Origin of the sequence: Chryseobacterium flavum, from assembly GCF_003385595.1 — a bacterium.
Lineage (GTDB): Bacteria > Bacteroidota > Bacteroidia > Flavobacteriales > Weeksellaceae > Chryseobacterium > Chryseobacterium flavum.
In genome coordinates, this window is record NZ_QNUE01000018.1 from 22,986 (window position 1) to 46,298 (window position 23,313).

At 36.9% G+C, this 23,313-nt stretch carries 20 protein-coding genes; 12 read left to right on the plus strand and 8 right to left on the minus strand.

The features are described from left to right. Positions 1 to 8: 8 nt before the first annotated feature. The 4 genes from DRF59_RS17450 to DRF59_RS17465 all read left to right on the plus strand — a co-directional run bounded on the left by DRF59_RS17450 (position 9) and on the right by DRF59_RS17465 (position 6,065). Positions 9 to 1,574 (plus strand): calcineurin-like phosphoesterase C-terminal domain-containing protein, encoded by a 1,566-nt coding sequence (locus DRF59_RS17450; RefSeq protein WP_115963213.1) that lies wholly within the window; start codon positions 9 to 11, stop codon positions 1,572 to 1,574. Between the two features lie 201 nt (positions 1,575 to 1,775). Then, a complete protein-coding gene (locus tag DRF59_RS17455; protein ID WP_115963216.1) occupies positions 1,776 to 2,489 on the plus strand; it encodes a 3-ketoacyl-ACP reductase in 714 nt (237 codons plus the stop codon). A 250-nt stretch (positions 2,490 to 2,739) separates the two neighbouring features. Further along, the gene (locus tag DRF59_RS17460) at positions 2,740 to 3,930 is read left to right on the plus strand and encodes an MFS transporter (RefSeq protein WP_115963219.1); all 1,191 of its coding nucleotides are present in this window, start codon (positions 2,740 to 2,742) and stop codon (positions 3,928 to 3,930) included. A 101-nt stretch (positions 3,931 to 4,031) separates the two neighbouring features. Continuing rightward, positions 4,032 to 6,065, plus strand: coding sequence for a TonB-dependent receptor (locus tag DRF59_RS17465; RefSeq protein WP_115963222.1), 2,034 nt, complete (start codon positions 4,032 to 4,034; stop codon positions 6,063 to 6,065). Here DRF59_RS17465 and DRF59_RS17470 read toward each other — a convergent pair. Then, a complete protein-coding gene (locus tag DRF59_RS17470) occupies positions 6,062 to 7,036 on the minus strand; it encodes a YpdA family putative bacillithiol disulfide reductase (RefSeq protein ID WP_115963225.1) in 975 nt (324 codons plus the stop codon). The genes DRF59_RS17465 and DRF59_RS17470 overlap by 4 nt on opposite strands. Positions 7,037 to 7,231: 195 nt before the next feature. Here DRF59_RS17470 and DRF59_RS17475 point away from each other — a divergent pair, with 195 nt between their 5' ends. Continuing rightward, positions 7,232 to 7,876: a hypothetical protein gene (locus DRF59_RS17475; protein WP_115963228.1), complete on the plus strand. Its 645-nt coding sequence runs from the start codon at positions 7,232 to 7,234 to the stop codon at positions 7,874 to 7,876. Between the two features lie 76 nt (positions 7,877 to 7,952). On the opposite strand, the gene DRF59_RS17480 is transcribed toward DRF59_RS17475, so the two are convergent. The 7 genes from DRF59_RS17480 to DRF59_RS17510 all read right to left on the minus strand — a co-directional run bounded on the left by DRF59_RS17480 (position 7,953) and on the right by DRF59_RS17510 (position 16,210). Continuing rightward, on the minus strand, positions 7,953 to 9,239 hold the full coding sequence (locus tag DRF59_RS17480) for a glycosyltransferase family 4 protein (RefSeq protein WP_115963231.1): 1,287 nt from the start codon (positions 9,237 to 9,239) through the stop codon (positions 7,953 to 7,955). Further along, positions 9,239 to 11,782 carry a YfhO family protein gene (locus DRF59_RS17485; protein WP_115963234.1) on the minus strand — a complete coding sequence of 848 codons (2,544 nt, stop codon included), beginning with the start codon at positions 11,780 to 11,782 and terminating at the stop codon, positions 9,239 to 9,241. Before DRF59_RS17485 ends, DRF59_RS17480 begins: the two co-directional genes overlap by 1 nt. A 30-nt stretch (positions 11,783 to 11,812) precedes the next feature. Beyond that, positions 11,813 to 12,040: a hypothetical protein gene (locus DRF59_RS17490; RefSeq protein WP_115963237.1), complete on the minus strand. Its 228-nt coding sequence runs from the start codon at positions 12,038 to 12,040 to the stop codon at positions 11,813 to 11,815. Positions 12,041 to 12,152: 112 nt separating this feature from the next. Next, positions 12,153 to 13,202 carry a DUF6263 family protein gene (locus tag DRF59_RS17495; RefSeq protein ID WP_115963240.1) on the minus strand — a complete coding sequence of 350 codons (1,050 nt, stop codon included), beginning with the start codon at positions 13,200 to 13,202 and terminating at the stop codon, positions 12,153 to 12,155. A gap of 34 nt (positions 13,203 to 13,236) precedes the next feature. After that, the gene (rlmB, locus tag DRF59_RS17500; RefSeq protein WP_115963243.1) at positions 13,237 to 13,974 is read right to left on the minus strand and encodes a 23S rRNA (guanosine(2251)-2'-O)-methyltransferase RlmB; all 738 of its coding nucleotides are present in this window, start codon (positions 13,972 to 13,974) and stop codon (positions 13,237 to 13,239) included. A 109-nt stretch (positions 13,975 to 14,083) separates the two neighbouring features. Beyond that, positions 14,084 to 14,554, minus strand: a complete 471-nt coding sequence (locus DRF59_RS17505) for a DinB family protein (RefSeq protein ID WP_076352382.1) — start codon at positions 14,552 to 14,554, stop codon at positions 14,084 to 14,086. A gap of 321 nt (positions 14,555 to 14,875) precedes the next feature. Continuing rightward, entirely contained in the window at positions 14,876 to 16,210 is a 1,335-nt protein-coding gene (locus tag DRF59_RS17510) for a peptide-N-glycosidase F-related protein (protein WP_115963246.1), read from the minus strand. A gap of 196 nt (positions 16,211 to 16,406) precedes the next feature. On the opposite strand from DRF59_RS17510, the gene DRF59_RS17515 reads away from it, so the two are divergent. From DRF59_RS17515 to DRF59_RS17545, 7 genes are all read left to right on the plus strand, one after another. Further along, positions 16,407 to 17,705 (plus strand): hypothetical protein, encoded by a 1,299-nt coding sequence (locus DRF59_RS17515; RefSeq protein WP_123873705.1) that lies wholly within the window; start codon positions 16,407 to 16,409, stop codon positions 17,703 to 17,705. A gap of 223 nt (positions 17,706 to 17,928) precedes the next feature. Continuing rightward, entirely contained in the window at positions 17,929 to 18,933 is a 1,005-nt protein-coding gene (locus tag DRF59_RS17520) for an AAA family ATPase (protein WP_115963317.1), read from the plus strand. Next, positions 18,933 to 19,391 carry a GNAT family N-acetyltransferase gene (locus tag DRF59_RS17525; protein WP_115963251.1) on the plus strand — a complete coding sequence of 153 codons (459 nt, stop codon included), beginning with the start codon at positions 18,933 to 18,935 and terminating at the stop codon, positions 19,389 to 19,391. Before DRF59_RS17520 ends, DRF59_RS17525 begins: the two co-directional genes overlap by 1 nt. A 35-nt stretch (positions 19,392 to 19,426) precedes the next feature. Continuing rightward, positions 19,427 to 20,290 carry a DUF58 domain-containing protein gene (locus DRF59_RS17530; RefSeq protein WP_115963254.1) on the plus strand — a complete coding sequence of 288 codons (864 nt, stop codon included), beginning with the start codon at positions 19,427 to 19,429 and terminating at the stop codon, positions 20,288 to 20,290. Between the two features lie 66 nt (positions 20,291 to 20,356). Continuing rightward, on the plus strand, positions 20,357 to 21,253 hold the full coding sequence (locus DRF59_RS17535) for a BatD family protein (protein ID WP_407643395.1): 897 nt from the start codon (positions 20,357 to 20,359) through the stop codon (positions 21,251 to 21,253). Next, positions 21,246 to 22,238, plus strand: a complete 993-nt coding sequence (locus tag DRF59_RS17540; protein ID WP_115963260.1) for a VWA domain-containing protein — start codon at positions 21,246 to 21,248, stop codon at positions 22,236 to 22,238. Before DRF59_RS17535 ends, DRF59_RS17540 begins: the two co-directional genes overlap by 8 nt. Beyond that, positions 22,238 to 23,245 (plus strand): vWA domain-containing protein, encoded by a 1,008-nt coding sequence (locus tag DRF59_RS17545; RefSeq protein WP_115963263.1) that lies wholly within the window; start codon positions 22,238 to 22,240, stop codon positions 23,243 to 23,245. Before DRF59_RS17540 ends, DRF59_RS17545 begins: the two co-directional genes overlap by 1 nt. Positions 23,246 to 23,313: the final 68 nt, after the last annotated feature.

Genomic DNA, 23,313 nt, shown 5'->3' on the forward strand with positions numbered 1-23,313 from the left:
AATTTTTAATGCCTTGTATGCTGGTTTCTGCCATGGCATTTTCTCAATCATCCGTATCAGGATATGTATATGAAGACAGTAATAAAAACCAGAAAAAAGAAAACAGGGAAAAAGGTGTTGAAGGAGTGGCCGTATCAAATGGGGTTCAGGTAGTTCTGACAGATAAAAACGGAAGATACAGCCTGCCTGTTCAGGAAGATCAGACTATTTTCGTAATAAAGCCATCAGGATATCAGACTGGTTTAAATGCTAACAATCTTCCACAGTTTTATTATCATTATAAGCCTAAAGGATCACCGGCTGATTTTAAATATAAAGGAGTAGCTCCTACAGGAGTGCTTCCTAAAGAACTGAATTTCCCTTTATATAAGCAAAATGAAAGCAGGAATTTTGATATCCTTGTTTTTGGAGATCCCCAACCTTATACGGAAAAAGAACTTGATTATTTCAAAAGGGGAATTGTAAATGAAGTTAAGAATACTAAGAAAAATGCAGTATTGGGAATTAGTCTGGGGGATCTGGTAGGAGATAATCTGAGCTTGCAGAAACCGTATGCAGACGTGATGAAAGAAATCGGATTACCCTGGTATAATGTGATGGGGAATCATGACATGAATTATGATGCTAAGGAAGACCATTTATCAGATGAAACATTTGAATCTAACTTCGGGCCTGCCAACTATTCATTCAATTATGGAAATGTACATTTTGTTATTTTGGATGATATTCTTTATCCGGATCCAAGAGATGGTAAAGGATATTGGGGCGGTTTTCGTGAAGATCAGCTTCAGTTTATTGAAAATGATCTGAAACTGGTAGATAAAAATAAACTGATCGTTGTTTCTTTTCACATTCCTCTGGAACATCAGAATGAAGATAGCTTCCGGAATGCAGACCGTCAGAAATTATTTGACTTCTTAAATCCTTTCCGGAATGTACTTCTTTTATCAGCGCATACCCATATTCAGCAACAGATTTTTTATGGTAAAAAAGCAGGCTGGAACGGAATCAAAGAATTACATGAATATAATGTAGGAACTACCTGTGGGGATTGGTATTCAGGAACAGCAGATGAGGCTGGACTTCCTACTTCAACAATGAGAGACGGAACTTCAAAAGGATATTCATTCATCAGTTTTAATGATAACCAATATAAAGTTAAATATAAGACAGCGGGTAAGCCTGAGGACTATCAGATGAAATTATATGTTCCGAAAGTAATTCCGTTTCCATCAAAAACTTCTGCAAAAGTACTGGCCAATTTCTTTATGGGAAGCAAGAAGGATAAAGTTGAATACAGAATAGATAACGGATCATGGGAAGAAATGGAGTATGATGAAACAATAGATCCGAACTTTGCCCTTTCCGTTTTCAAATGGGATACAACAGAGAAAATCCTTCAGGGAAGAAGACCTTCTAATCCCGAAATGTCAAAACATATATGGGTAGCAGGATTTCCAAAGAAATTATCTTTAGGAAAACATAAAGTTGAGGTAAGAGCTGTCGATATGTATGGAAATCAGTTTTCCGCCTCTGAAGAATTTGAGGTACAAAATTCAATTCAGATCCCTTAGCATTTCATTTTTTACTATACTTTTGATTTAAAGCCGGCTTGTATGAGCCGGCTTTGTCTTTGAAATGACCGGTCTTCACGTCGTTGGTAAAAACTAAAGTCTTCATAAAATATTACCGTTAAAAAACCATTAAATCTGTATTCTTCCGACGTCATGAAAATGTTCTTTTGTAACTTTGTATAACGAAAAAGTATTATTACTATGAATATAAACGGAAAAAATGCCATTGTAACAGGTGGCGGAAGAGGATTAGGAAAGGCTGTAGCCCTGGCTTTAGCGAATGAAGGAGTAAACGTTGCCATTACAGGAAGAAACGAAGAAAATCTTAAGAATACAGTTGATGAAATTCAGAAACTGGGGGTAAACGCTGCCTATGCAGTTTTCAGTATTGATGATGAAGCTGCCGTAAAAGCTGGGATCAATACTTTGGCAGAGATGCTGGGGGGTGTTGATATCCTTGTAAACAATGCGGGAATAGGTGACTTTGGCAGTCTTGAAGAGATGTCTTCAGAAACCTGGGAACAGGTCATCAGAACCAATTTGTTTGGGGTATATTATGCTGCTAAAGCTGTTCATCCTTTTATGAAGGCAAAAGGAGAAGGTGATATTGTAAACGTAGCTTCTACTGCAGGTTTAAAAGGAGGACCTAATATGTCGGCCTATGCGGCCTCAAAAGCAGCTGTTGTTTCCCTGTCACAATCTATGATGGCAGAATGGAGAAAGCAAAATATCCGTGTGATTACACTGACTCCAAGTACCATTGCCTCAGATATGAGTATTCAGGGAGGTCTTACGGATGGAAATCCCGACAAAGTTCTGCAGCCTGAAGATTTTGCAGAGTGGGTAAGGGATATCCTTAAAATGAACAGAAGAGCATTAATTGCCAATGGTTCCATTTTCTCTACAAATCCATAAAAGAATGTAAAGTTGAGGTAATAATTTTAACTTATTAAGTAAAAAAGAAATTACAATATTATCTTTTGAGCCGGGATGTTTTCTTCCGGCTTTTTTTACCATTATTTTTAATCAAAATATAATGCCCCACGGAGAAGGATAATGCGTGATTTTCTCTACCTTTGTATTTTAAATTTTTCCCCCTACTATTATTGTGAAACTAATTAACTTATATACGAGTTCTTTCAAAGGACTCTCGCAGGAGAGTTGGATGCTGGCGTTGGTAATGCTAATCAACAGGGCGGGTTCTATGGTGCTTCCTTTTTTAGGAGTTTATATGACCGATCATTTGCACTTTAGCATTGAAAACTCCGGAATTGTTCTCAGTTTTTTTGGGATAGGTTCGGTTATTGGATCATGGTTTGGTGGAATGATTACCGATAAAATCGGGGAATATAAGGTGCAAAGTCTGAGCCTATTGTTGAGTGTACCCTTATTTTGTCTGATTCCGCTTTTCAAGACGGAAGCGGGGTTGGCCGGTATTATCTTATTGCAGAGTATTGTGAGTGAAACTTTCCGTCCTGCAAACTCTGTGGCAATTACAAAATATGCCAGACCTGAGAATATTACGAGAGCCTTTTCATTAAACAGGATGGCTGTTAACCTGGGATTTTCGATAGGGCCGGCACTGGGTGGAATTTTGTCCGCTATTTCTTATGAGTTTTTATTTTTCAGTAATGCCTTAGCTGCCTTACTGGCGGGTTTAATGTATATCTGGTTTTTTAGAAAACGCACGCGACTGGCTAAGCAAAAAGCAAGAAATGTAAAAGAAGCTGTTGTAATAAAAAAAGAAAATTCTCCCTACCAGGATGGTAAATTCTTAATATACTGCTTCTTCTGTATGTTATTTTCCATCTGTTTTTTCCAGCTATTCAGCACGCTTACTATCTTCTATAAAGATACTGCCCATTTAAGCCAGCAGAATATCGGGTATATTCTGGCCTATAGCGGATTTCTGATTGTTCTCCTTGAAATGGGTTTTGTACAGTTGGCCGAAAAATATTTTTCATTAGGATTTACCATGCTGATAGGAACTTTTTTATGCGGGTTTTCCTATGCAATGCTGGGATTTGATTATAGTATGGTAACGCTGGTGGTATCAATGACCCTGCTCTGTATTGGTGAAATATGGACGCTGCCTTTCATGTCGACAATTACAGCACTGCGATCCGGAGCAAATAATAAAGGTGCTTACATGGGACTGAATGGTATGTCTTTTTCAATAGCATTTATTATAACTCCTTATATAGGAACTCTTATTGCAGATAAACTGGGCTTTAATACTTTATGGATAGGAACGGGGGTTCTGGCACTGCTGATTGCTGCTGCTTTCTATTTTATTGTTCCATGGATGCTTAAAGGCAAAGAAACCACGAAGGAAATAAAATACAGTGAAGAATAATAAAGAGCCACAGATTTGTGGCTTTTTTATATATATTTTACTGAAAGGCAATATATAATAATTTTTTATTAACTTTTTAATCTTAAAATTTCGCCGGTTTAATGACGAAATATATTTTCTTTCTTTTTATTTCCTGTACTTCTTTTTTCTTTTCACAAAAGAAAGATTCTGCTGTGCTGATATCAGAAATCAGTATTGATACCTATAAAAGACCTTCTTCTTTTATGTCATCCACAAAGTCTGTTTCTGTAGTTTCAGAAAATCTTCTGAATCAGAATCCACCGGAGAGAATGCTTGAATCTGTAAACCAGACTGCAGGAACCAGAATAGAAGAACGGTCTCCGTCCAGTTACAGAATTTCAATCCGGGGCAGTACCTTGAGATCACCTTTTGGAGTAAGAAATATTAAAGTTTATTTTGATGATTTTATATTATCAGATGCTTCCGGTAATACCTATTTTAATCTGCTCTCTCCTGAGCTGATTGACAAAATAGAAATTTATAAAGGACCTGAAAGTGGTGATTACGGATCAGCAACCGGAGGATCCGTTATGCTGCGGACCAGAAGATCAGAACATCTTTCATCACATATCTCTGTCGGTAGTTATGGAACATTTAATCAAAGTTTTGATTTTTCAAAACAATCCGGAAAGCACTTTTTTGAAATGTTTCAGAATTATTTCAGAACAGATTCCTATAGAGAACAATCGGCAACTGAAAGAAAGCAGGTCTATATGAAGGATCATTTTCAATATTCAGAAAAAGCATCATTACGTGCCATGCTTTTATACACAGACCTTCAATATCAGACACCTGGTGGGCTTACCTTGGAACAAATGCAGGCCAATAGAAAACAGGCACGGCCAGCAACAAAAACTTTACCGGGAGCGAAGGAACAGAATGCAGGAATACATAATAAAATGGTCATTGCAGGACTTTCACACGAATATAAATTTAATCCGGATTTTTCACATTTTATTTTAGTTCAGGGGTCTTATGTTGATTTTAAAAACCCTTTTATTACCAATTTTGAAAAACGGTTTGAAAATAACCTCGCCCTGCGGACTCATCTTAATTATGATAAGGGATGGGAAAAGATCTCATTAAATTATAGATTGGGTTTTGAGGGAGGAGTAAATGGTATTCTGATCAGAAACTATGATAATGACAGAGGCTTTACCGGACATCCCCAGAATTTTGACCATATTAAAAATACTTCCGGGTTTTATTTTCTCTCACAAAAGCTAAACATTAGTGAAAAGCTGTTTACCGATATTTCCGTTAGTCTGAATTTAAATTCTTACCAGTGGGAAAGGCAATTTCCGGAAACAGAAAATGGAAGAGTTAAGTTTAGAAACCAGTGGCTTCCCAACTTTGGAATTTCTTACCTGATTGGGAAAAACCTTTCTGTCAGAGGTAAGATAGGAAAAGGAAATTCAACTCCGACCAATGAAGAAATTCGTGCTTCTGACCAGAAGTTTAATCTGAGCCTTGTCCCTGAATATGGATGGAATAAGGAAATTGGAGTCAGAAAGCAATTCGGAAGAATTCTATTTTTTGAGGGGAATTATTTTGACTTCCGTATGAAAAATACAATTGTCAGACGGCAGAATGAGTCAGGAGAGGAATATTTTACCAATCAGGGTGAAACCGTTCAGAAAGGATTTGAATTTATTTTGGAATCTCAAAAGATAAAGCTGAAAAATAACTTCCTTAATGATTTTAAATTCAGGTTCTCCGGAAGTTTTTATCATTTTAAGTTTGAAAATTACAAACAGGGCAATGAAAATTTTTCCGGGAATAATCTGACAGGTGTTCCGGAAACTACAGTGAACAGCTTACTCAATTTCACATTCCTGAAAAAACTTTCAGTAGATTATTCCCATTTTTATACTTCTGTAATCCCATTGAATGATATGAATACCATTTGGTCAAAATCCAGTTTGGTAGGGAATATCCAATTCAGATACCCGGTCCGTCTTGAGAAGACGCAGCTGAACTTCTACCTGCAGATTCAGAATCTGTACAATACAGAATATGTATCAGGTTTTGATATTAATGCATTTGGGAGCCGTTTTTACAATCCTGCAGCCAGAAGAAACTTTATTCTGGGAATTAAAGTGAATTTTTATTAATGGTCCCTGTTTTTTAAAAGGATGTTCCTTATAATCATTTCTGCATGTACCCTTGAGTTTTCAATGAACCACAGATGTGTATCTTTCCCTCCGCAAACTACTCCTGCAAGATAAAGGTCCGGAACATTAGTTTCCATGCTTTCCATATTGTATGTTGGATTTAGGCAGTCTCCGTTCAGTTCTATACCCGAATTAGTCAGAAAATCAAAGTCAGGAAGATACCCGGTCATAGCCAATACAAAATCATTTTCAATTTCCTGGACCTGGTTATGCTGATCTTTGAAAATAACAGACTGATCTTTAATTTCAAGGATTTCTGCATTAAAATGAGCCGTAATACTTCCTTCTGCAATTCTGTTTTCAATATCCGGTTTTACCCAATATTTAACACTTCTGGAAATTTCAGAATGCCGGATAATCATCGTTACTTCAGCTCCTTTTCTATACGTTTCAAGAGCAGCATCTACTGCAGAATTGCTGGAACCTATGACAACAACTTTTTGTCTTGCGTAGGGATATGGCTCCTTATAGTAATGTTTGACTTTTGGAAGGTCTTCACCCGGAATATGCATAAAGTTAGGAATGTCATAAAACCCAGTGGCAATAATTACGTTTTTTGCGGAATATTTTCTCTTCGTGGTTTCTATCTCAAAAAAGTCCTGGTTTTTATGAACTTTCAATACCCTTTCATAAAGGTTAATGTTCATATTCTTTTGCCTTGCTATCTCCTGGTAATATTCCAGCGCTTCCTGTCTGCCGGGTTTAGGAGCTGTAGAAATAAAAGGGATTCCGTCAATTTCAAGCTTTTCAGCAGTTGAAAAGAACCTCATATATAAGGGGTAGTGGTACAGGGAATTCACAATAGTCCCTTTTTCAATAACCAAATAGCTGAGGTTGTTTTTTTGTGCTTCAATAGCACAATTTAATCCAATAGGCCCTGCTCCGATAATAAGAATATCCAAAACTTCCATAAAACAAAGGTACGATGTAAACGGGAAAATGTGTAGAGATAGCTATAGATTTTTATGCAGATATAAAATAGTTAAAAAAGATTGAGGACAAAGACCGGCACTAAATTTTAGGTCAGTTAAACCTCTGTCAGGCTTTGAACTCTCATTTCATATGGCACCAGATTTGGTGCTTTTTACACATACAAAAATTAAAATATGAAAAAACTACTTGTTACATTATCCGTTTTAGGCCTTGCAGTAGTGGCTTGTAAAAAAGAAGCCGGGAAGCCGGTTCCCAATGAGATTGATTCCATTGCTCAGTTAAAAGAAGATAGTGCAGGAACTGTTCAGAATAAGGCAGATAAAGAAGCGGCTTTGAAAAAAGCAAATGATGAAATATTACAAGCCTTAAAAAATAAGGACTATAAAACTTTTATTTCATGGATTCATCCTGAAAAAGGAATTCGTTTTTCGATGTATGCTTTTGTGGATTTAAAAGGTGATAAGCATTTTTCAAAAGCTGATTTTGAAAAATTTCAGCCCACAAAAACATTATTTACCTGGGGTGCAAAGGATGGATCAGGAGATCCTTACAAAACTACCATTAATGACTATCTTCAAAAATGGGTTTTTTCCGGGGATTTTACAGCTTCTCAATATTCAGTAAATAAATTTATAGCGGGTGGAAACTCTCTGAATAATCTGAAAGAAAGTTATCCTGCAGCGAGTTTTACAGAAAATTATATAAAAGGAAGTGAAAAAAATAGTGAGATGGATTGGAAGACACTTCGCCTTGTATTTGAAGAATTTCAAGGAAAATATTATCTGATAGCTGTTGTAAATGATCAGTGGACAATATAATAAATAGGAAACCGGATATTGAAAACAGGGAATTGTCATTTAATTCATTCCTTTTTTCCAATATCCGGTTTTTATGCTATAGAATCTCTGTAAGCTTTTTTGTCAGGTTCCTTCTTGAAAACTGCTCTATATGCCGGGTATTCTCGGAAAGATTTCCATTTTTCCAGAATTCAAATTTTTCCAGTATAAATTGTTTTACAGCATCAGAGTCCTGATATCTGAAGTGCTTTCCTGCATAGGTTTCCTGTAAAATTTTGTCAACATCAGCCTTATCCGGACCAAAAGAGAGGATCTGTTTTCCGGAGGCCAGATATTCAAATATCTTTCCGGGAATAATTCCTTTTGAAGATTCATCTGGAAAATTAGTAATAAGTAAAATATCAGAATTCTGCATCTCCTCAACAGCTCTTGCATGGGTCAGGTATCCCAGGTTTATTATATGATTTTTGAGAGCTGAACTTTCAAGAGAAGCTAAAATTTTATCATCAATCCTTCCTGCAAATTTTAAAGAGAAATGTTTTGCAAATTCTATATTCTCTTTTACCAGTTCGTTAAGAACTTTCCATAGATTTTCCGGATTTCTTAGTTGTTCCAGGACACCAATATAGCTTAATATAAATGTTTTGCTATTTTTTGCTTCCGTCTTTTTACCTGAATCACTCTCATCGAATCCGTTGGTGATACAGACTGCATTTGCTCCTCCCTTACGAAAGTTCTCAGCATCAGTATAACTGGTTGCCAGAACAATGTCTGCATTTTTAAAGACAGCACTTTCCAGCTGACGATGTTTTTTATCGGAACTTTTTGTTAATTTTAAATGTTTGTAATAAGAGATTTCTGTCCATGGATCGCGAAAATCTGCAATCCATTTTAATTTGGAAAATTTATTTTTAAGACTCAATCCAATCAGGTGTAAGGAGTGGGGAGGGCCGGAAGTGACTATTGTATCTATTTTATTCTCTTTGAGATACTTCTCCAGAAATTTAACAGAAGGCTTTACCCAGAAGACTCTTGCATCCGGAATAAAAAAATTTCCTCTTACCCAGATAGAAAGTTTAGATTTCCAGCTTTGGTTTTCTCCGACATCAAACTGCCCGGCCTTAAACTTTTTATTGCTTTTGTTCAGCTTTTCAGCCAATTGATAGGGTTCCCAGATCTTTGTTCTGATGATTTCAATATCTTCCGGAACCTCAGCTATAAGACTTTCATCCAATAAAGGATAGCTGGGGTTTTCAGGAGTAAAAATTACAGGTTTCCAGCCAAAATCAGGTAAATATTTGGCAAATTTAAGCCACCTTTGAACACCAGGGCCTCCCGCAGGAGGCCAGTAATAGGTGATAATCAATATCTTCTTCTGTTCCATTAATCAGCATTAAACTGTTTCAGGTTGTTCTTTTTTCTTGTTTTTTTCATCCGGAAAATTCCAAAAGCACTCAGTACAATAAATATTCCGAAGGCAATAAGTGACATCCATTTTCCTCTTTCAATCACTTCAGGCTCGAAAATCATCCTGATATGATGGTTTCCTGCCGGGACATGTACGGCACGAAGCAGATAATCTGCTTTGATATAGGGAACCTCTTTTTCATCAACCAGGACTTTCCAGCCATGGGGATAATAGATCTCAGAGAATACTGCTAGTTGAGGTGTTTTGGACTGGGATTTAAATTCCAATTCATTAGGCTGATATTTGGTAAGAGTGATGAATGCCGTAGAATCTGCCTGAACAGGTTTATTGTCAAAATAAGACTTATCAGAAGATGCAATTACAGCCGTTTTCTTACTGTTTATTGTCCCAATGGATTTAATTTCTTCATTAGGAGTATTTACAAATTTCAGGTCACTGACAAACCAGGCATTTCCGTTCGCATTTGGATTCGGCATTGCCTGAGGCTGTTCAGGTCCGCCTACAACCCAATATTTTGCATTTAAAAGATTCAGAACATTCGGAACCTTTACAGAATCCATTATCTGGAAATATTCGTTGATAACATCGTCATATCTTCTCAGTTTCACTGCATGATAGCCTCCGATAGAAGATTTGAAATATGAGGTATTGGTCTCACTGAATGTTCCCAGAATATTGTTAAAAATCCTATAATGACCTTTGTCTTTTTCAGCGATGGTTTCTAATGTTTTGTTAACATTCACGCTGGACAGAATAGAAGAAAGATTCGGATTAGCCTGAACCTTCTCGGCCAGAAGATCTGAACTTTCTGTCTGAAAAGGATTTTCAGCAAAAATTTTGTCTACATAATTTTCATCATTCAGATAACGCTTGTTAACAGTCCACAGGTCGAATAAGCTCACTATTCCAATGACCAGCAAAGCAATATTCTGACTTAATTTCTTCTTTAAGCTTAAGAACAAAACAGCAGCGGTAATGGCTACATATATAAATGCTTTGATTGCATCTATTCTAAACAGCTTATATCTTTCCTCCACCAGATAGTCAAGAAGGAAAGGTGGGAAATATGTTTTCTCACTTGCTGTAGCAAATCCTAACAGTGATTTTCCGAAGATCAGAAGAATAAGGAGTAAACCTAATGTTCCTCCACCTACATAAAGAAGAATTTTCTGTTTATATTCTTCTGTAAGTTTTTCATCCGTAAAGAACCTGTACAATCCCAGGATAGCGATCAAAGGGAATAATAATTCCACCACTACAAGGATTGAAGAAGGCGCTCTGAATTTATTATAAAACGGAACATAATCAATAAAGAAATCCGATAACGGCATGAAATTACTTCCCCATGCCAATAAAATAGTAAGAATTGATGCTCCGAGGATCCAGTAACGGTATTTTTTCGATGCAAAGAAGAATCCTAAAACAGCCAGAAAACAAACAATAGCTCCCTGATACGCTGGTCCGGATGTTCCCGGCTGATCCCCCCAATACGTCATCCCGCTGAACCCTTTTGAAATTCTGTCCATTTCAGCCTGTGAACCAACATTTTCCTGAACAAGTTCCTGTACCCTGTTCATCATTTCCTTACCTTCAGGTTCCTGGCTTCCGCCACCCATCAGCCTTGGAATAAAAAGATTTAATGTTTCCAGCTGGCCATAACTCCACATCAGCATACTTTCCTTATCCATTCCGGATTTCCCGGAAGTATGGCTGTCATTGGTTAAGATCTGTTTTCCACGAACGGTCTCTTTTATATATTCAGCGTTAGCCATGATCCTTTGTGAGTTCATTCCAACCCCGATAACACAGGAGGCAGCAATAATTCCTGATGAAATAAGAAAATGTTTCACCGGAGTCTTTTTCTGAATAACCCGGATCAGCTCAGAAAGGAATAAAAAGCCTAAAGCCAGAAACAGATAATACGTCATCTGCGGATGATTCGCTGCAATCTGGAGCCCCATGAAAAGGGTAGTGACAATGAATCCCCAGATATATTGTTTCCGGATATAAACCAATAAAATTCCGGCCAGAAGCGGAGCAAAATATTCAATGGTATTGACCTTACCATTGTGTCCGGCAGCAATGATAATATAAAAATAGGTCGATAATCCAAAGAAAGTAGCTCCTAGTAAGGCATATTTCCAATTTCTGACAACCACCATTCCCAGGAGGAAGAAGCCTGCAAAAAGCAGAAACAGATAATTAACCGGTCTGGGCAGAAAATTCAGATTGCTGTCAATTTTCTTGATGATATCACCTTTGAACTGGCTTCCCATCTGGTAAGTGGGCATTCCTCCAAACATGGAATCGCTCCAGTAAGTTTCATTTCCGGTCTCTGCCCTATAGTCGAGCAGTTCTTTTGCTCCTCCTCTGTATTGCACAATATCATGCTGGAAAAGCTGTTTTCCTGTAAATACAGGAGTGGAGTATAGAAATGCTAAAACTATAAATACAACTAATGAAATAGCAATATAAATTAAGTTTTTATTTTTCGCCATGCTGGTTATTATCTTTTATGTCCTGGATTGTTACCTTTTGTCATTACCCTCTTTTACCTCCTCATAGTCTACCGTTTCAGCATCCCATTTGAGGTTTTGGTTATTATTTTTATTTGAATTACGAACACCCTGCTGGGCATTATCTGAGTTATTATTGAACCGGTATCCGTAAAAAGTCTTAAAGAATATCCTTTTCAGAATATTCCAGACAAAGAAAATAATAATAGCAGAGAGTACTAACTCAAGAATGTACTTCATAATAAAATTTATTTAAGATTTTAAGTTTAAGGCTGTTGGTTAAGAACTATTTAGTAATTAAATAAATTCTCAGACTCTCAGTCTTTTTAACTTCCAAACCCTTTAACTTCAATTATTTTGCAGAAGGATTCACCATTACAGATGATTTTGAAACACTTTTCATAGACTGTGATTGTTTTCCGTCAGAAATGGTTTCTATTTGCGTTGTCACCACATTGATATTCTGGTTAGTGATCCAGCCTGTGCTTTGGTCAAATTTAATGGTCCCGTTCTGGGCAAGCTCACTGCTTAAACTGTGAGTAATTGGTCCTTGTGTTTTCTTTTCTGTTTTTTTAGGAATTCCACCGGTTACTGTAATTTCTGCAGCTCCATTTCCCAGGCTCTTTAAAACATAGTTTGAAGTTACTTTAATGGCTCCGCTTGCATCTGCATTTTCAGTGGTTGTCCATTTTTCGCCGATCTTGGCACCTTTCTTAGGAATAATGGTCAGGTTTTTATTGAACTGGTCTTTCAGTACCTTTTCATTGAACGTTTCTTTAAGACTGGCTATTACACTTGCTTTTTCATTGGCATCCTTAATCAGGGTTCCTATAGCATTGGAAATTTTAGTATATACAGCATCAAAGCCGGTGATGGAAATAACATTCCCTTTTGTATCCATTTTCATGGTCAGTTTATTTCCCGTAAGAGCCCTGTTGATATTCCAGATCATCTTAAGATCATCTTCTTTAGGGATCGGAAGCTTGGTATCTACAACAATTGTTTTTCCCTGGGCAGACTGAGAGCTTCTTTTGGCTACAAGATTCAGGGTCATGTCATAAACATTTCCTTTGATATCATTTACCGTGAAATTCATTTCATCTGTAGACTCACTGGTGGCTGTGATAGATTTTCCCTGAGGGTCTGTCATTGTTTTTACATCTCTCTGGTATGTTGTAAGAGGATATGTTTTTCCTTTTTCAAGTTTAAAAGTCTGAGTAATAATTCCTGCTGAATCCCTGATTGCCGGATTTTCAGCAACTTTTGCTACCGAATCAGCAGGTACTTCTACAGTAATAGTTTTTCCTGTTTTAGGATCTACTTTTGTTACGGTTGCTGTTTCTTTTTTACATGATACAAGAGCTATAGATGAGATTAGCGCTAATGCTGCTATGTTTTTCATTTTCTAATTTTTTAATGTTGTGTTATCGAATAATTTATTTCAGAATTTTCTGTCTTACCGCTTCATAAAGAATGGCTCCACAGGCGACAGAAACATTTAAAGATTGTGTTTTTCCTTCAATAGGAAGTTTTATTTTTTCATCCGAATGATGTAATACTTCTTTGGAAATTCCTGTTTCCTCATTTCCCATAACAATAGCGCAAGGCTCCGTAAAGTTTACATCATAAATCAGCTTTTGTGCTTTTTCGCTGGCTGAGAATACAGTGATCCCACTTTGCTGCAGAAAATCCACTGTATGGGCAAGGTTATTTTCTTTGCATATCTTAATATTATAAATAGCTCCGGCTGATGTTTTTATTGCGTCAGAATTGATGGGAGCTGCACCTTTCTCCGGAATGATTACAGCATCAATGCCTACACATTCTGCTGTTCTGCAGATAGCCCCGAAATTTCTTACATCCGTAAGCCTGTCAAGGATTAGCAGGAAAGGAGTTTTTCCTTCCTCGAATAATTGTGGGACGATATCTTCTACTTTATAAAACGGAACATCCGAAATAAAAGCAACTACACCCTGATGGTTTTTTCTTGTAAAACGGTTCAGCTTTTCAACAGGAACATAGTTGGGACGGATTTTATTTTTCGCTAAAATGGCTTTCAGTTCAGCATAAATAGGACCCTGAAGTGCATTTTGCACAAAGATCTTGTCAATCGTTTTTCCCGCTTCAATTGCTTCAATCACGGGACGCAGCCCGAAAATAAAATCGTCTTTCATTGAGTTGTTTAAAAATTTTATGTTTAAGGTTTAAAACATATGCCTTACACCTCTTAAATCTGTTGTTTTTAACTATTTTATAAAGAGATTCTCTTTAAATCCGGAATATTTAATACTTTTCTCCTAAAATGGCTCTTTTCTGTGCCATCGCATAGCCATAGTGAAGGCTTTCATGCATATTGTTAAAGATAATAGCATCCTGTATGCTTTTCAGGTCCATTCCGAAACTTGTTGTATAAGGAGTGTAATCCGAAAAGAAATCACTGTCATAATCCTTCATTAGGATCTTTGATGTCTCGGTAAGTAAAAATTCTAAATCTTCCACTTCCGATTTTTGGACATTCAGATTAGGTAAAGTCCCTTTTTTATAAGTCTCAATCCAGTATTTATCAATACGGAAGGGATTTCCGCTTAAATAATAATGCAGAAGCTGTTGTGTGGCTACAGTGTGTGCAATGTTCCAGTATATATTATTGTTGAAACCGTCAGGAATCAGCAGAAGATCTTCATGCGAAGTGTTCTGCAGGATATCCAAAAGGTTCTTTCTAACTTGTCTGTGTGCTTGAAAATGATAATTCATTTTTGCAGAATTTTTAATCTCCAAAAATAGTTTAATAAACTGGAAATGACAATTTTTTGGGTGGGGGATTAAAGTTAAAGTTTTTTAACTATTCAAAAAAAGAATTAATTATTGTTCTTTTTTTTGAATTTCTTATTGAAATACAAGCGCTAAAAAGTTTGATAGATATATATTCTGTTTCGTTACAATTTTAAATAGTATCGACGAACAGTAAGTAATGTCAATATAAAACCCTCCTTCAGAAAATCTTTGGGAGGGTTTGTTATCGTTTATATTATATTTTTACAGAACATTCTTATTGCTGGGAAGGCTGATATTTCATTACTTTCTGATGATTTTATGTTTAAAGGTGGTTCCGTCTTTCAAAACAATATTCAGGAAATAAACTCCCGTACTGTAGTGTGAAAGGTCTATCCTGTTTTCCATGTAGGTTTCAGCTAATCTTTTTCCGTCGACAGTGAATACGGTTATTGATGCTACCTCTGATTTTGACTGTATGGTAACATAATCAGCAGTAGGGTTGGGATATATATTGATATCTGTCACTTTAATATCTTTTACATCCAACGTTGTATTGCTTTTACTTTGCATATAGACAGATAAAAATACGTCTCCTTGCTGCTGATTGAAAACTGCTGTTGGAATAGTGTGTTTCAAGGTGTGGGTTCCGGCTGTCATACTTGGCAATGTAAACCCCCGGATAGGAACAGAATTGCCCGGGCACCAGTTATTCCATGATGTCCATTCTGCGAATGATCTTGGAGTAGCTCCGTAAATTCCGTTTCCCTGGGTATTATAGACCCTGAAAGGTTCACATGAAATACCTCCCGGAGTATAAGTCAATACTTGTACATCGTCTATATAAGTGTAGTTTTGTCTTCTTATGTATTCCTCACCTCCGGCATTTGCCCCATGAGGGGTAGAGATAACAAAGAAACGCGCATTGGTAACGGCAGTAGGCAGGGTGAAATTTACAATCCTTACTGTTTCACCCGGAACATCAGTGCTGTTGTAATTATTAAGTTTGCTGTAACTTAATATAGGCACCAGATTGTTATGATCTGTAGTTACGGCTCCGGTATCTGTTGAGAAAAAAGTAAGTGTTCCGGAGAAAACATCATTTCTGTCTGTACATCCTGCAACCTGGGTCTGCGCTGCATAAGGAACTCCGAAAACATCGAGCTCCATATACAGGTCATACATGTTCCGAAGAGCTGAATCATGAAATACATTATATAAATTGCTCAGGTCATACGTATAAGGAACTTCCAGGGGTGACCGGTTTTTATTCATGAAGGGGGTAATGTATCGGGCTACTTCAATCCTTCTTACATTGGCATCATCGATGGTATAGGATGGTTGGTTCTTAGGAACCATTGCCAGGTAAACACTTCCCAGACGGTCGTAGTTATCGCATAAGGCTCCAATGGTGACACGCATCGCAATTTTGGCTTTAAATGAATCCAGTTCTGCATCTGTTAGCTTTCTCGCGTATCTTGTATTGGCAAGTCTGATCAGTCCTGGCGGAACAGGCTGGGATACCGGACTTGCGTAGCCATCATAATACACTGCCTGTGAAATTAAATTCACTGCATTGGTTTGTGATTTACAAAGACATGCAAAAAAGAGGCTTAGAAAGAATAGCTTTTTATACATATGATTGGTATTTTATACAAATATATTAAAATATGTATTTTAAATATTGTTTTATTGTGTTTATTTTTAAATTAAGATCTGTTTTATTGATGATTTTTTAAAATTGAATTGTAAATTTAAATTAATAATTGATTTTTGTCATTAAAGTTGAAAATTTATTATTAAATTAGTAGCATATTTACTTATAATTTTATTAATGATGAAGAAAAGTTTACTTTTGTTTTTGTTATTGGCAGTTTGTGTACTTCAGGCTCAGATCAATTTAAATACCGGGAGTACAGGGGTAGGAACTGCACCGGTCAGTAGTTTTTTTTCTTATTCATATGTTCAGCAGATATATCCTAAACAGGAATTGAATGCGAATTCGGCAGGAAATATTACCGGTCTTACATTTTATCTGGATCCTGCTTCTACTATAACGGACTCTTCCAACTGGACGGTCTATTTGGGCCATACCTCAAAAACAGCCTTTACTTCCGGTACGGACTGGATTCCCGTTTCACAGCTTACTCAGGTATTTGCGGGTTCTGTTACAAAAAATAATGGCAAGGTTCAGGTTACTTTCACGACGCCTTTTGCTTATAATAATACCGATAATCTGGTGGTTGCGGCTAAAGAGAATTCGCCGAGTATTGATATCAATAATTTTGATGAAGCGTTTCATGTGTATCCACATACACCATATTCTACCTTATATTATAAAGGAGATCGTGGGGTCGTTGATCCTGCTGTTCCGCCAGGTGGAATCAGGGCTGATTATAAATCAGCAATAACATTTCTGGGATTAACACCGAATCCTGCTCCGGCTTGTCCTTTTGTTGTTTATCCGGTGAATAATACCCAGTTTATTTCTTTGTCTCCTCAGATTAAATGGCTGCCTGTTTCCGGTGCCGGTTCTTATAAAATTTCATTGGGAACAAGTCCGGGAGGTACAGATGTTATTAATCAGCAAACGGTAACTTCCAATGATTTTACTCCTTCAGCACCCCTGAATCCGGATACCAATTATTATTTGAAGGTTACGGCGGTTTCAGCCGGTGTTCCTTCAACCGGATGTTCAGATATTGCTTTTAAAACCATTCCGCCGGTGCCGGCAAATGATGCTTGTTCGGGAGCTTTGTCTGCGTCTGTATTTCCTTATTCCTATACCCAGAATGATGCTGTATCGGCAACCAATAATGGTGGATTTATTACATCCTGTACGGATGCGATGAATGATGGGACATGGTTTAAATTTACAGGAGATGGAAGTCAATATACTGTTAAGCTGACCATGCCTGCAGGCAGTACTTTTGATCCGCAGGTAGGTGTTTATAACGGGACCTGCAGTAATCTTGTATGTGTGGATACTGTTGATAATGCTGGTGGTGGAGGTACGGAAACACTTGTTATTGCAACAACTTCCGGAACTGAATATTATGTGAATGTAGGTTCTTACGAAGAAACAGTAGATGTGTCTGAAAATACATTTACAATTACTATTACCAAACCTTAATACTATTCAATATTCAGCACTTGAATTGATTTTAATAATATATAAATGTTGTGACTCATTTTTCGGATCACAACATTTGTATATTTCAGTAACATAAAATCCGGTAAGTTCTATTGCCTGTCAGTCCCGGAATATTTAACAAACTTTAACTCTATAATGGCATTGATTGTGTTGATTAATGCAAGTATTTATCAGAAATTTACCACTTATTTTAAATCAAGCTATGTCAGATACATATCAAGCTGAAGATATCCGTCAGCTAACGGAAAAAGTAAAAGAAAAAAACTACTTATTTTCTCTTCTGAGACAGGAAATCAACAAAGTCATTATTGGGCAGGAGTATATGATAGACCGTCTTCTGGTAGGTCTCTTAGGAAATGGTCATGTGCTTCTTGAGGGGGTGCCGGGACTTGCTAAAACTTTAGCCATAAAAACTTTGGCAGATGCTGTTCATGGTGAGTTTTCAAGGATACAGTTTACTCCGGACCTGCTTCCCGCAGATGTGGTAGGGACAATGATTTACAATATCAAAGACAATGATTTTTCTATAAAAAAAGGTCCTGTATTTGCCAATTTTGTTCTTGCTGACGAGATTAACCGTGCGCCGGCAAAGGTGCAGTCGGCTCTTCTTGAGGTCATGCAGGAAAAGCAGGTAACTATTGGTGACGAAACAATGAAACTGCCCAAACCATTTTTGGTGCTTGCTACACAAAATCCGATTGATCAGGAAGGTACATATTTGTTACCGGAAGCACAGAGTGACCGTTTTATGCTGAAATGTACTATTGACTATCCTTCATTTGAAGATGAAAGACTGGTCATGAGAATGGTTTCCACTTCACATCAGCCGGTTGTAAAGCCTGTAATTTCACTCCAGGATATTGTAGATGCTAAAGAACTGATTAACCAGATTTATCTGGATGAAAAAATAGAGAAATATATTCTGGATATGGTATTTGCTACACGTTATCCGGAGAATTACGGACTTTCTGAGCTTAAAAATTATATCAGTTTCGGAGCTTCTCCGAGAGCATCTATCAATTTGGCAATTGCTTCCAGAGCATATGCCTTTTTAAAAGGAAGAGCTTTTGTAATTCCTGAAGATGTTAAAGCATTGGCAAAAGACGTCTTGAGACACAGAATGGGATTGACTTTTGAAGCTGAAGCTGAAGAAATTTCAACAGAAGAAATCATTAACCGAATTTTAGCAAAAATACAGGCCCCGTAATGAGTGAGGTAATTATCAGAAGAGCAGTTCAGGAGGATTGCCCTTCCATGTTGGATCTGATCCGTGAGCTTGCAGAATATGAAAAAGCATTACATGAAGTAACCGTAACGCTGGATCAGTTTATAGAAGATGGATTTGGAGCGGCTCCGGTTTGGGGTGCTTTTGTTGCTGAATTTGAGAATGAGATCGTAGGTATTTCATTGTATTATGACAGGTATTCAACCTGGAAAGGGAAAAGACTGTATCTGGAGGATTTGGTAGTGACCGAAAGAAAAAGGGGAATGCAGATCGGGAAAAAATTATTTGATGCTACTCTTGAATACGGGAAATCAAACAATTATAGCGGAATGGTATTTCAGGTACTGAACTGGAATGAACCTGCTATTAATTTCTATAAAAAGTACAGTCCGAAATTTGATGATGAATGGTTGAATGTTGCTATAGAATTTAGAGATTAATATCCTGAGTTTGACGTTAAAAACATTAGAAAGTTATGCAGATAAAAGATATTGTAAAAAAAGTAAAGCAGATTGAGATCCGTACAAGAAAGAAGACGGAAGCTGCTTTAATGGGACAATATCATAGTGCTTTTAAAGGGCAGGGTATGACTTTTTCGGAGGTCCGTCCGTATCAGTTTGGTGATGAAATCCGAAGAATTGACTGGAATAAAACAGCCCGTTTCCGCGAGCCGTTCGTAAAAGTAATGGAAGAGGAAAGGGAGTTGACCATGATGCTTCTTGTAGATATTTCTGCATCAATGGATTATGGAACAAAAACCCAGCTGAAAAGGGAATATGTTGCTGAAATTGCTGCCAGTTTGGGATTTTCTGCGGCAGGAAACAATGATAAAGTGGGAATGATCCTGTTTGCTGATAAAGTCTATAAAGTAATTCCTCCACAAAAGGGAAGGAAGCATATCCTATCGATTATCAGCAATATCCTGACAGCGGATTATGTTCAGGGAGAATCAAAAATAGATAAAGCTTTGGAGTATATGATGGGAATTTTTAAAAGAAAGTCCCTGGTGTTTCTGTTCTCCGATTTTGCTGATGAGTATGACTCCAAAATGCTGAGAGTGGCTTCAAAAAAGCATCAGCTGCTGGGACTTCGTATCTATGATGAAAAAGATAATGAAATTCCTGATATAGGATACGCTCTCTTATATGATGCGGAAACAGGAGAGCAGGTGTGGGCCAATACTTCCAGTGCAAGATGGCGATATACTTTTGCAGAAGCTCAAAAACAGAAATTACGTGCTTTGGAAGAGGATTTTTCCAGTAGCTCTGCAGGTTTTATGAATATTAATACGGGTTCAGATTATTCAAGGTTATTGTATAATTATTTTCAGAAAAAATAATACTGATACAAGGATATCAGGAATCAAAATGAAACAGAAGGCATTGGCCTGAATTATTATTTGAAATTGAAAAAAATACTTTTAATATTATCTCTGTTCATCTGTGCAAATGCTTTTTCACAGATCTTATCTTCCAATGTAGAGAAGAAGACCATCGCTTTGGGTGAAATCAATCATTTCGTGGTTAAGATTGACAATATCCACGATAATCAGGTAATCTCTGCACCTAAAAATGAGTTACTCCCTTTTCATTTTGAAGAAACTAAAGACAGTATCGGGCAGAATGCAAATTCCTATGAAAGGAAAATTGAATTTGCTGTTTTTGAAGAAGGGAAATTTACAATTCCGGAACTGGAATTTAAAGTTGGCGATAAAGTACTTAAGACTATTCCTTATGAGATTGATGTAATTAATACAGCGCAAAAAGCGGATCAGATTAATGACATTATGAAAAATAAGGAAGTAAAGCTTGAGGCAAAGGATTATTGGGAGCTTTATAAATTCTATATCCTGGCAGCATTGGCGGCTATTGCTCTGATCATTGCAATCATTATGATTGTAAAATGGGGTAAGAAGTCAAAAAGTTCATCGGTAGTAGCAACCAACCAGACTTTGAAAGAACTGGATTCCCTTAAAAAGAAAAAATATATTGAAGGAGGAAATTTCAGATCATTTTATGTAGAGTTAATAGATATTTCCAGAAAATTTATTACCAGGCAGTATCATCTTCCGGCAGATGTACTCCTTACTGATGATCTTATTGATGCTATGAAGAAAAACAATACCATTTCGCAGGAGAATGAAAAAATCATTGAAGATGTTTTCTTAAGAGGAGATCTTGTAAAGTTTGCAAAAACTTTTCCTGATCAGGAGACCATGGAAAAAGATTTTGCCGGTATCCGGGACTTTGTTAAAAGATCATCAAAAGATTTAGAATTTGAAAACTTAAGGAAGGATGTTTGATTTTGAGTTTTACAGTCCATGGTTTTTATTACTCTTTCTGCTGTTTATCCCTCTCTTTATTAAAGATGCGGGAAGACAGAAACAGAAAGGGATAAAAGTGCCTGCCGTTAAACATATGGATAACAGCGGTGGAATTCAATTCGTTCTTTTTTTTCTGAAAATATCAAAATATATTATTCTTTCGGCTCTGATCATTGCTATGGCGAGGCCGAGAACCTTTACTGTTTCGCAGGACCGGGATGATACAAAGGGAGTTGATATCATGTTATCTATAGATGTTTCGCTCAGTATGCTTGCAAAAGACTTAAATCCGGACCGTATTACTGCATTAAAAGATATTGCGGTGAAGTTTGTTCAGAAACGGCCTAACGACAGAATAGGTGTTGTGGCTTATGCCGCAGAAGCTTTTACGAAGGTTCCTGTTACTTCAGATCATCAGGTGGTAATGGATGAGATTAAGAATTTAAATTCAGATGGGCTTGAGCCAGGTACGGCTATTGGGGAAGGATTATCTGTAGCAGTAAATCACCTGATTAAAAGTAAAGCGAAAAGTAAGGTGGTTATTCTGATGACTGACGGGGTGAGTAATATTCAGAATGCTATCCCTCCGCAGATTGCTGCCGAGCTTGCTAAAAACAACAATATTAAGGTATATTCCATAGGAATCGGAACCAATGGATATGCTCTGATGCCTACCTCACAGGATATTTTTGGTGACCTTATCTTTACGGAAACTGAAGTGACGATTGATGAAAATACTCTCAGGGAAGTAGCGCAGGCTACCGGGGGAAAATATTTCAGGGCTACATCAAACAGCAGTCTTGAAGAGATATACGATGAAATTAATCAGTTAGAGAAGTCTGATGTAAAAGTTTCTAAACTTTACAATTATGAAGAGTATTTTAAAATTTTCCTTTGGATTGCTTTGGGAATACTGGTGCTGGATGCATTATTGAGATGGGTGTTATATAAAATTTTAAGCTGATGAGTTGGTCTTTAGGAAATTATTGGTATTTATTTTTGCTGTTGCTTCTGCCATTATTAGCTTCTTTTTTAATCCGTTTTCTGAGATGGAAGAAGAAAAAAAGAGAACTCTTTGCAGACAGTCAGTTCCATGACAATTTATTTGAAAAACAATCAGGATTTACAAAGTTTTTTCCGGCTTTGTACCTGTTGGGGACTGTATTTCTTATCTTTTCTATTATTGACCTTCTTAATGGTTCGGAAGAAGTGAAGAGTACCCAGAAGCTTAATAATGTGATTTTTATGCTTGATGTTTCAAATTCCATGAATGCTGAGGATATTGAACCAAGCCGGCTGACTGAAGCGAAGAATCTGATGTTGGGGACCATGCAGAAAATGAGAAATGATAAGGTGGGAATTGTGATATTTGCAGGACGCGCAATGTCTATTATGCCGTTGACTACAGATTATAATTCTGCAGAAACTTTTATAAGCGGGATTGAAACCAGTTCAATGCAGTTTCAGGGAACAGACTTCCTTAAAGGAATGCAAGCTGCAGTTGAGAAGTTCAAAAATGTAAGCAAAGGTTCCAGGAAAGTAATATTACTCAGTGATGGTGAAGACAATGAAGGTAATGATAATGCAGCAATAAGACTCGCTAATAAAGAGGGGATAAGCATTACCTCTGTAGGAATAGGATCAGACGAAGGGGCACCGGTTCCTGAATATGTATATGGTCAGTTAATGGGATATAAAACAGATGTTAACGGCGGAACGGTTATTTCAAAAAGACAAACCGAAGCCCTGAAAAAAATGGCTGAATCTACCGGAGGAAGCTATATTGACGGTAATAATATCAATGAAGCTCCCGATAGAATTGTGGAAGCAGTCAATAAAAAAAGTTCAGGATCTGAAACCATGGTGAAATCACAGAATGCGAATCATTATTATCAGTATTTTCTGGGAGTATCTTTACTGTTTTTCTTTCTGATTTTTCTTTTTAACCCTAAAAAAGATTTTAATGTTTAGCTTTTCTGCCGGAAGGAATGATTTTAAGGTGTACTTTAACCCAATTTTAACAAATAAACCCCTGTTTA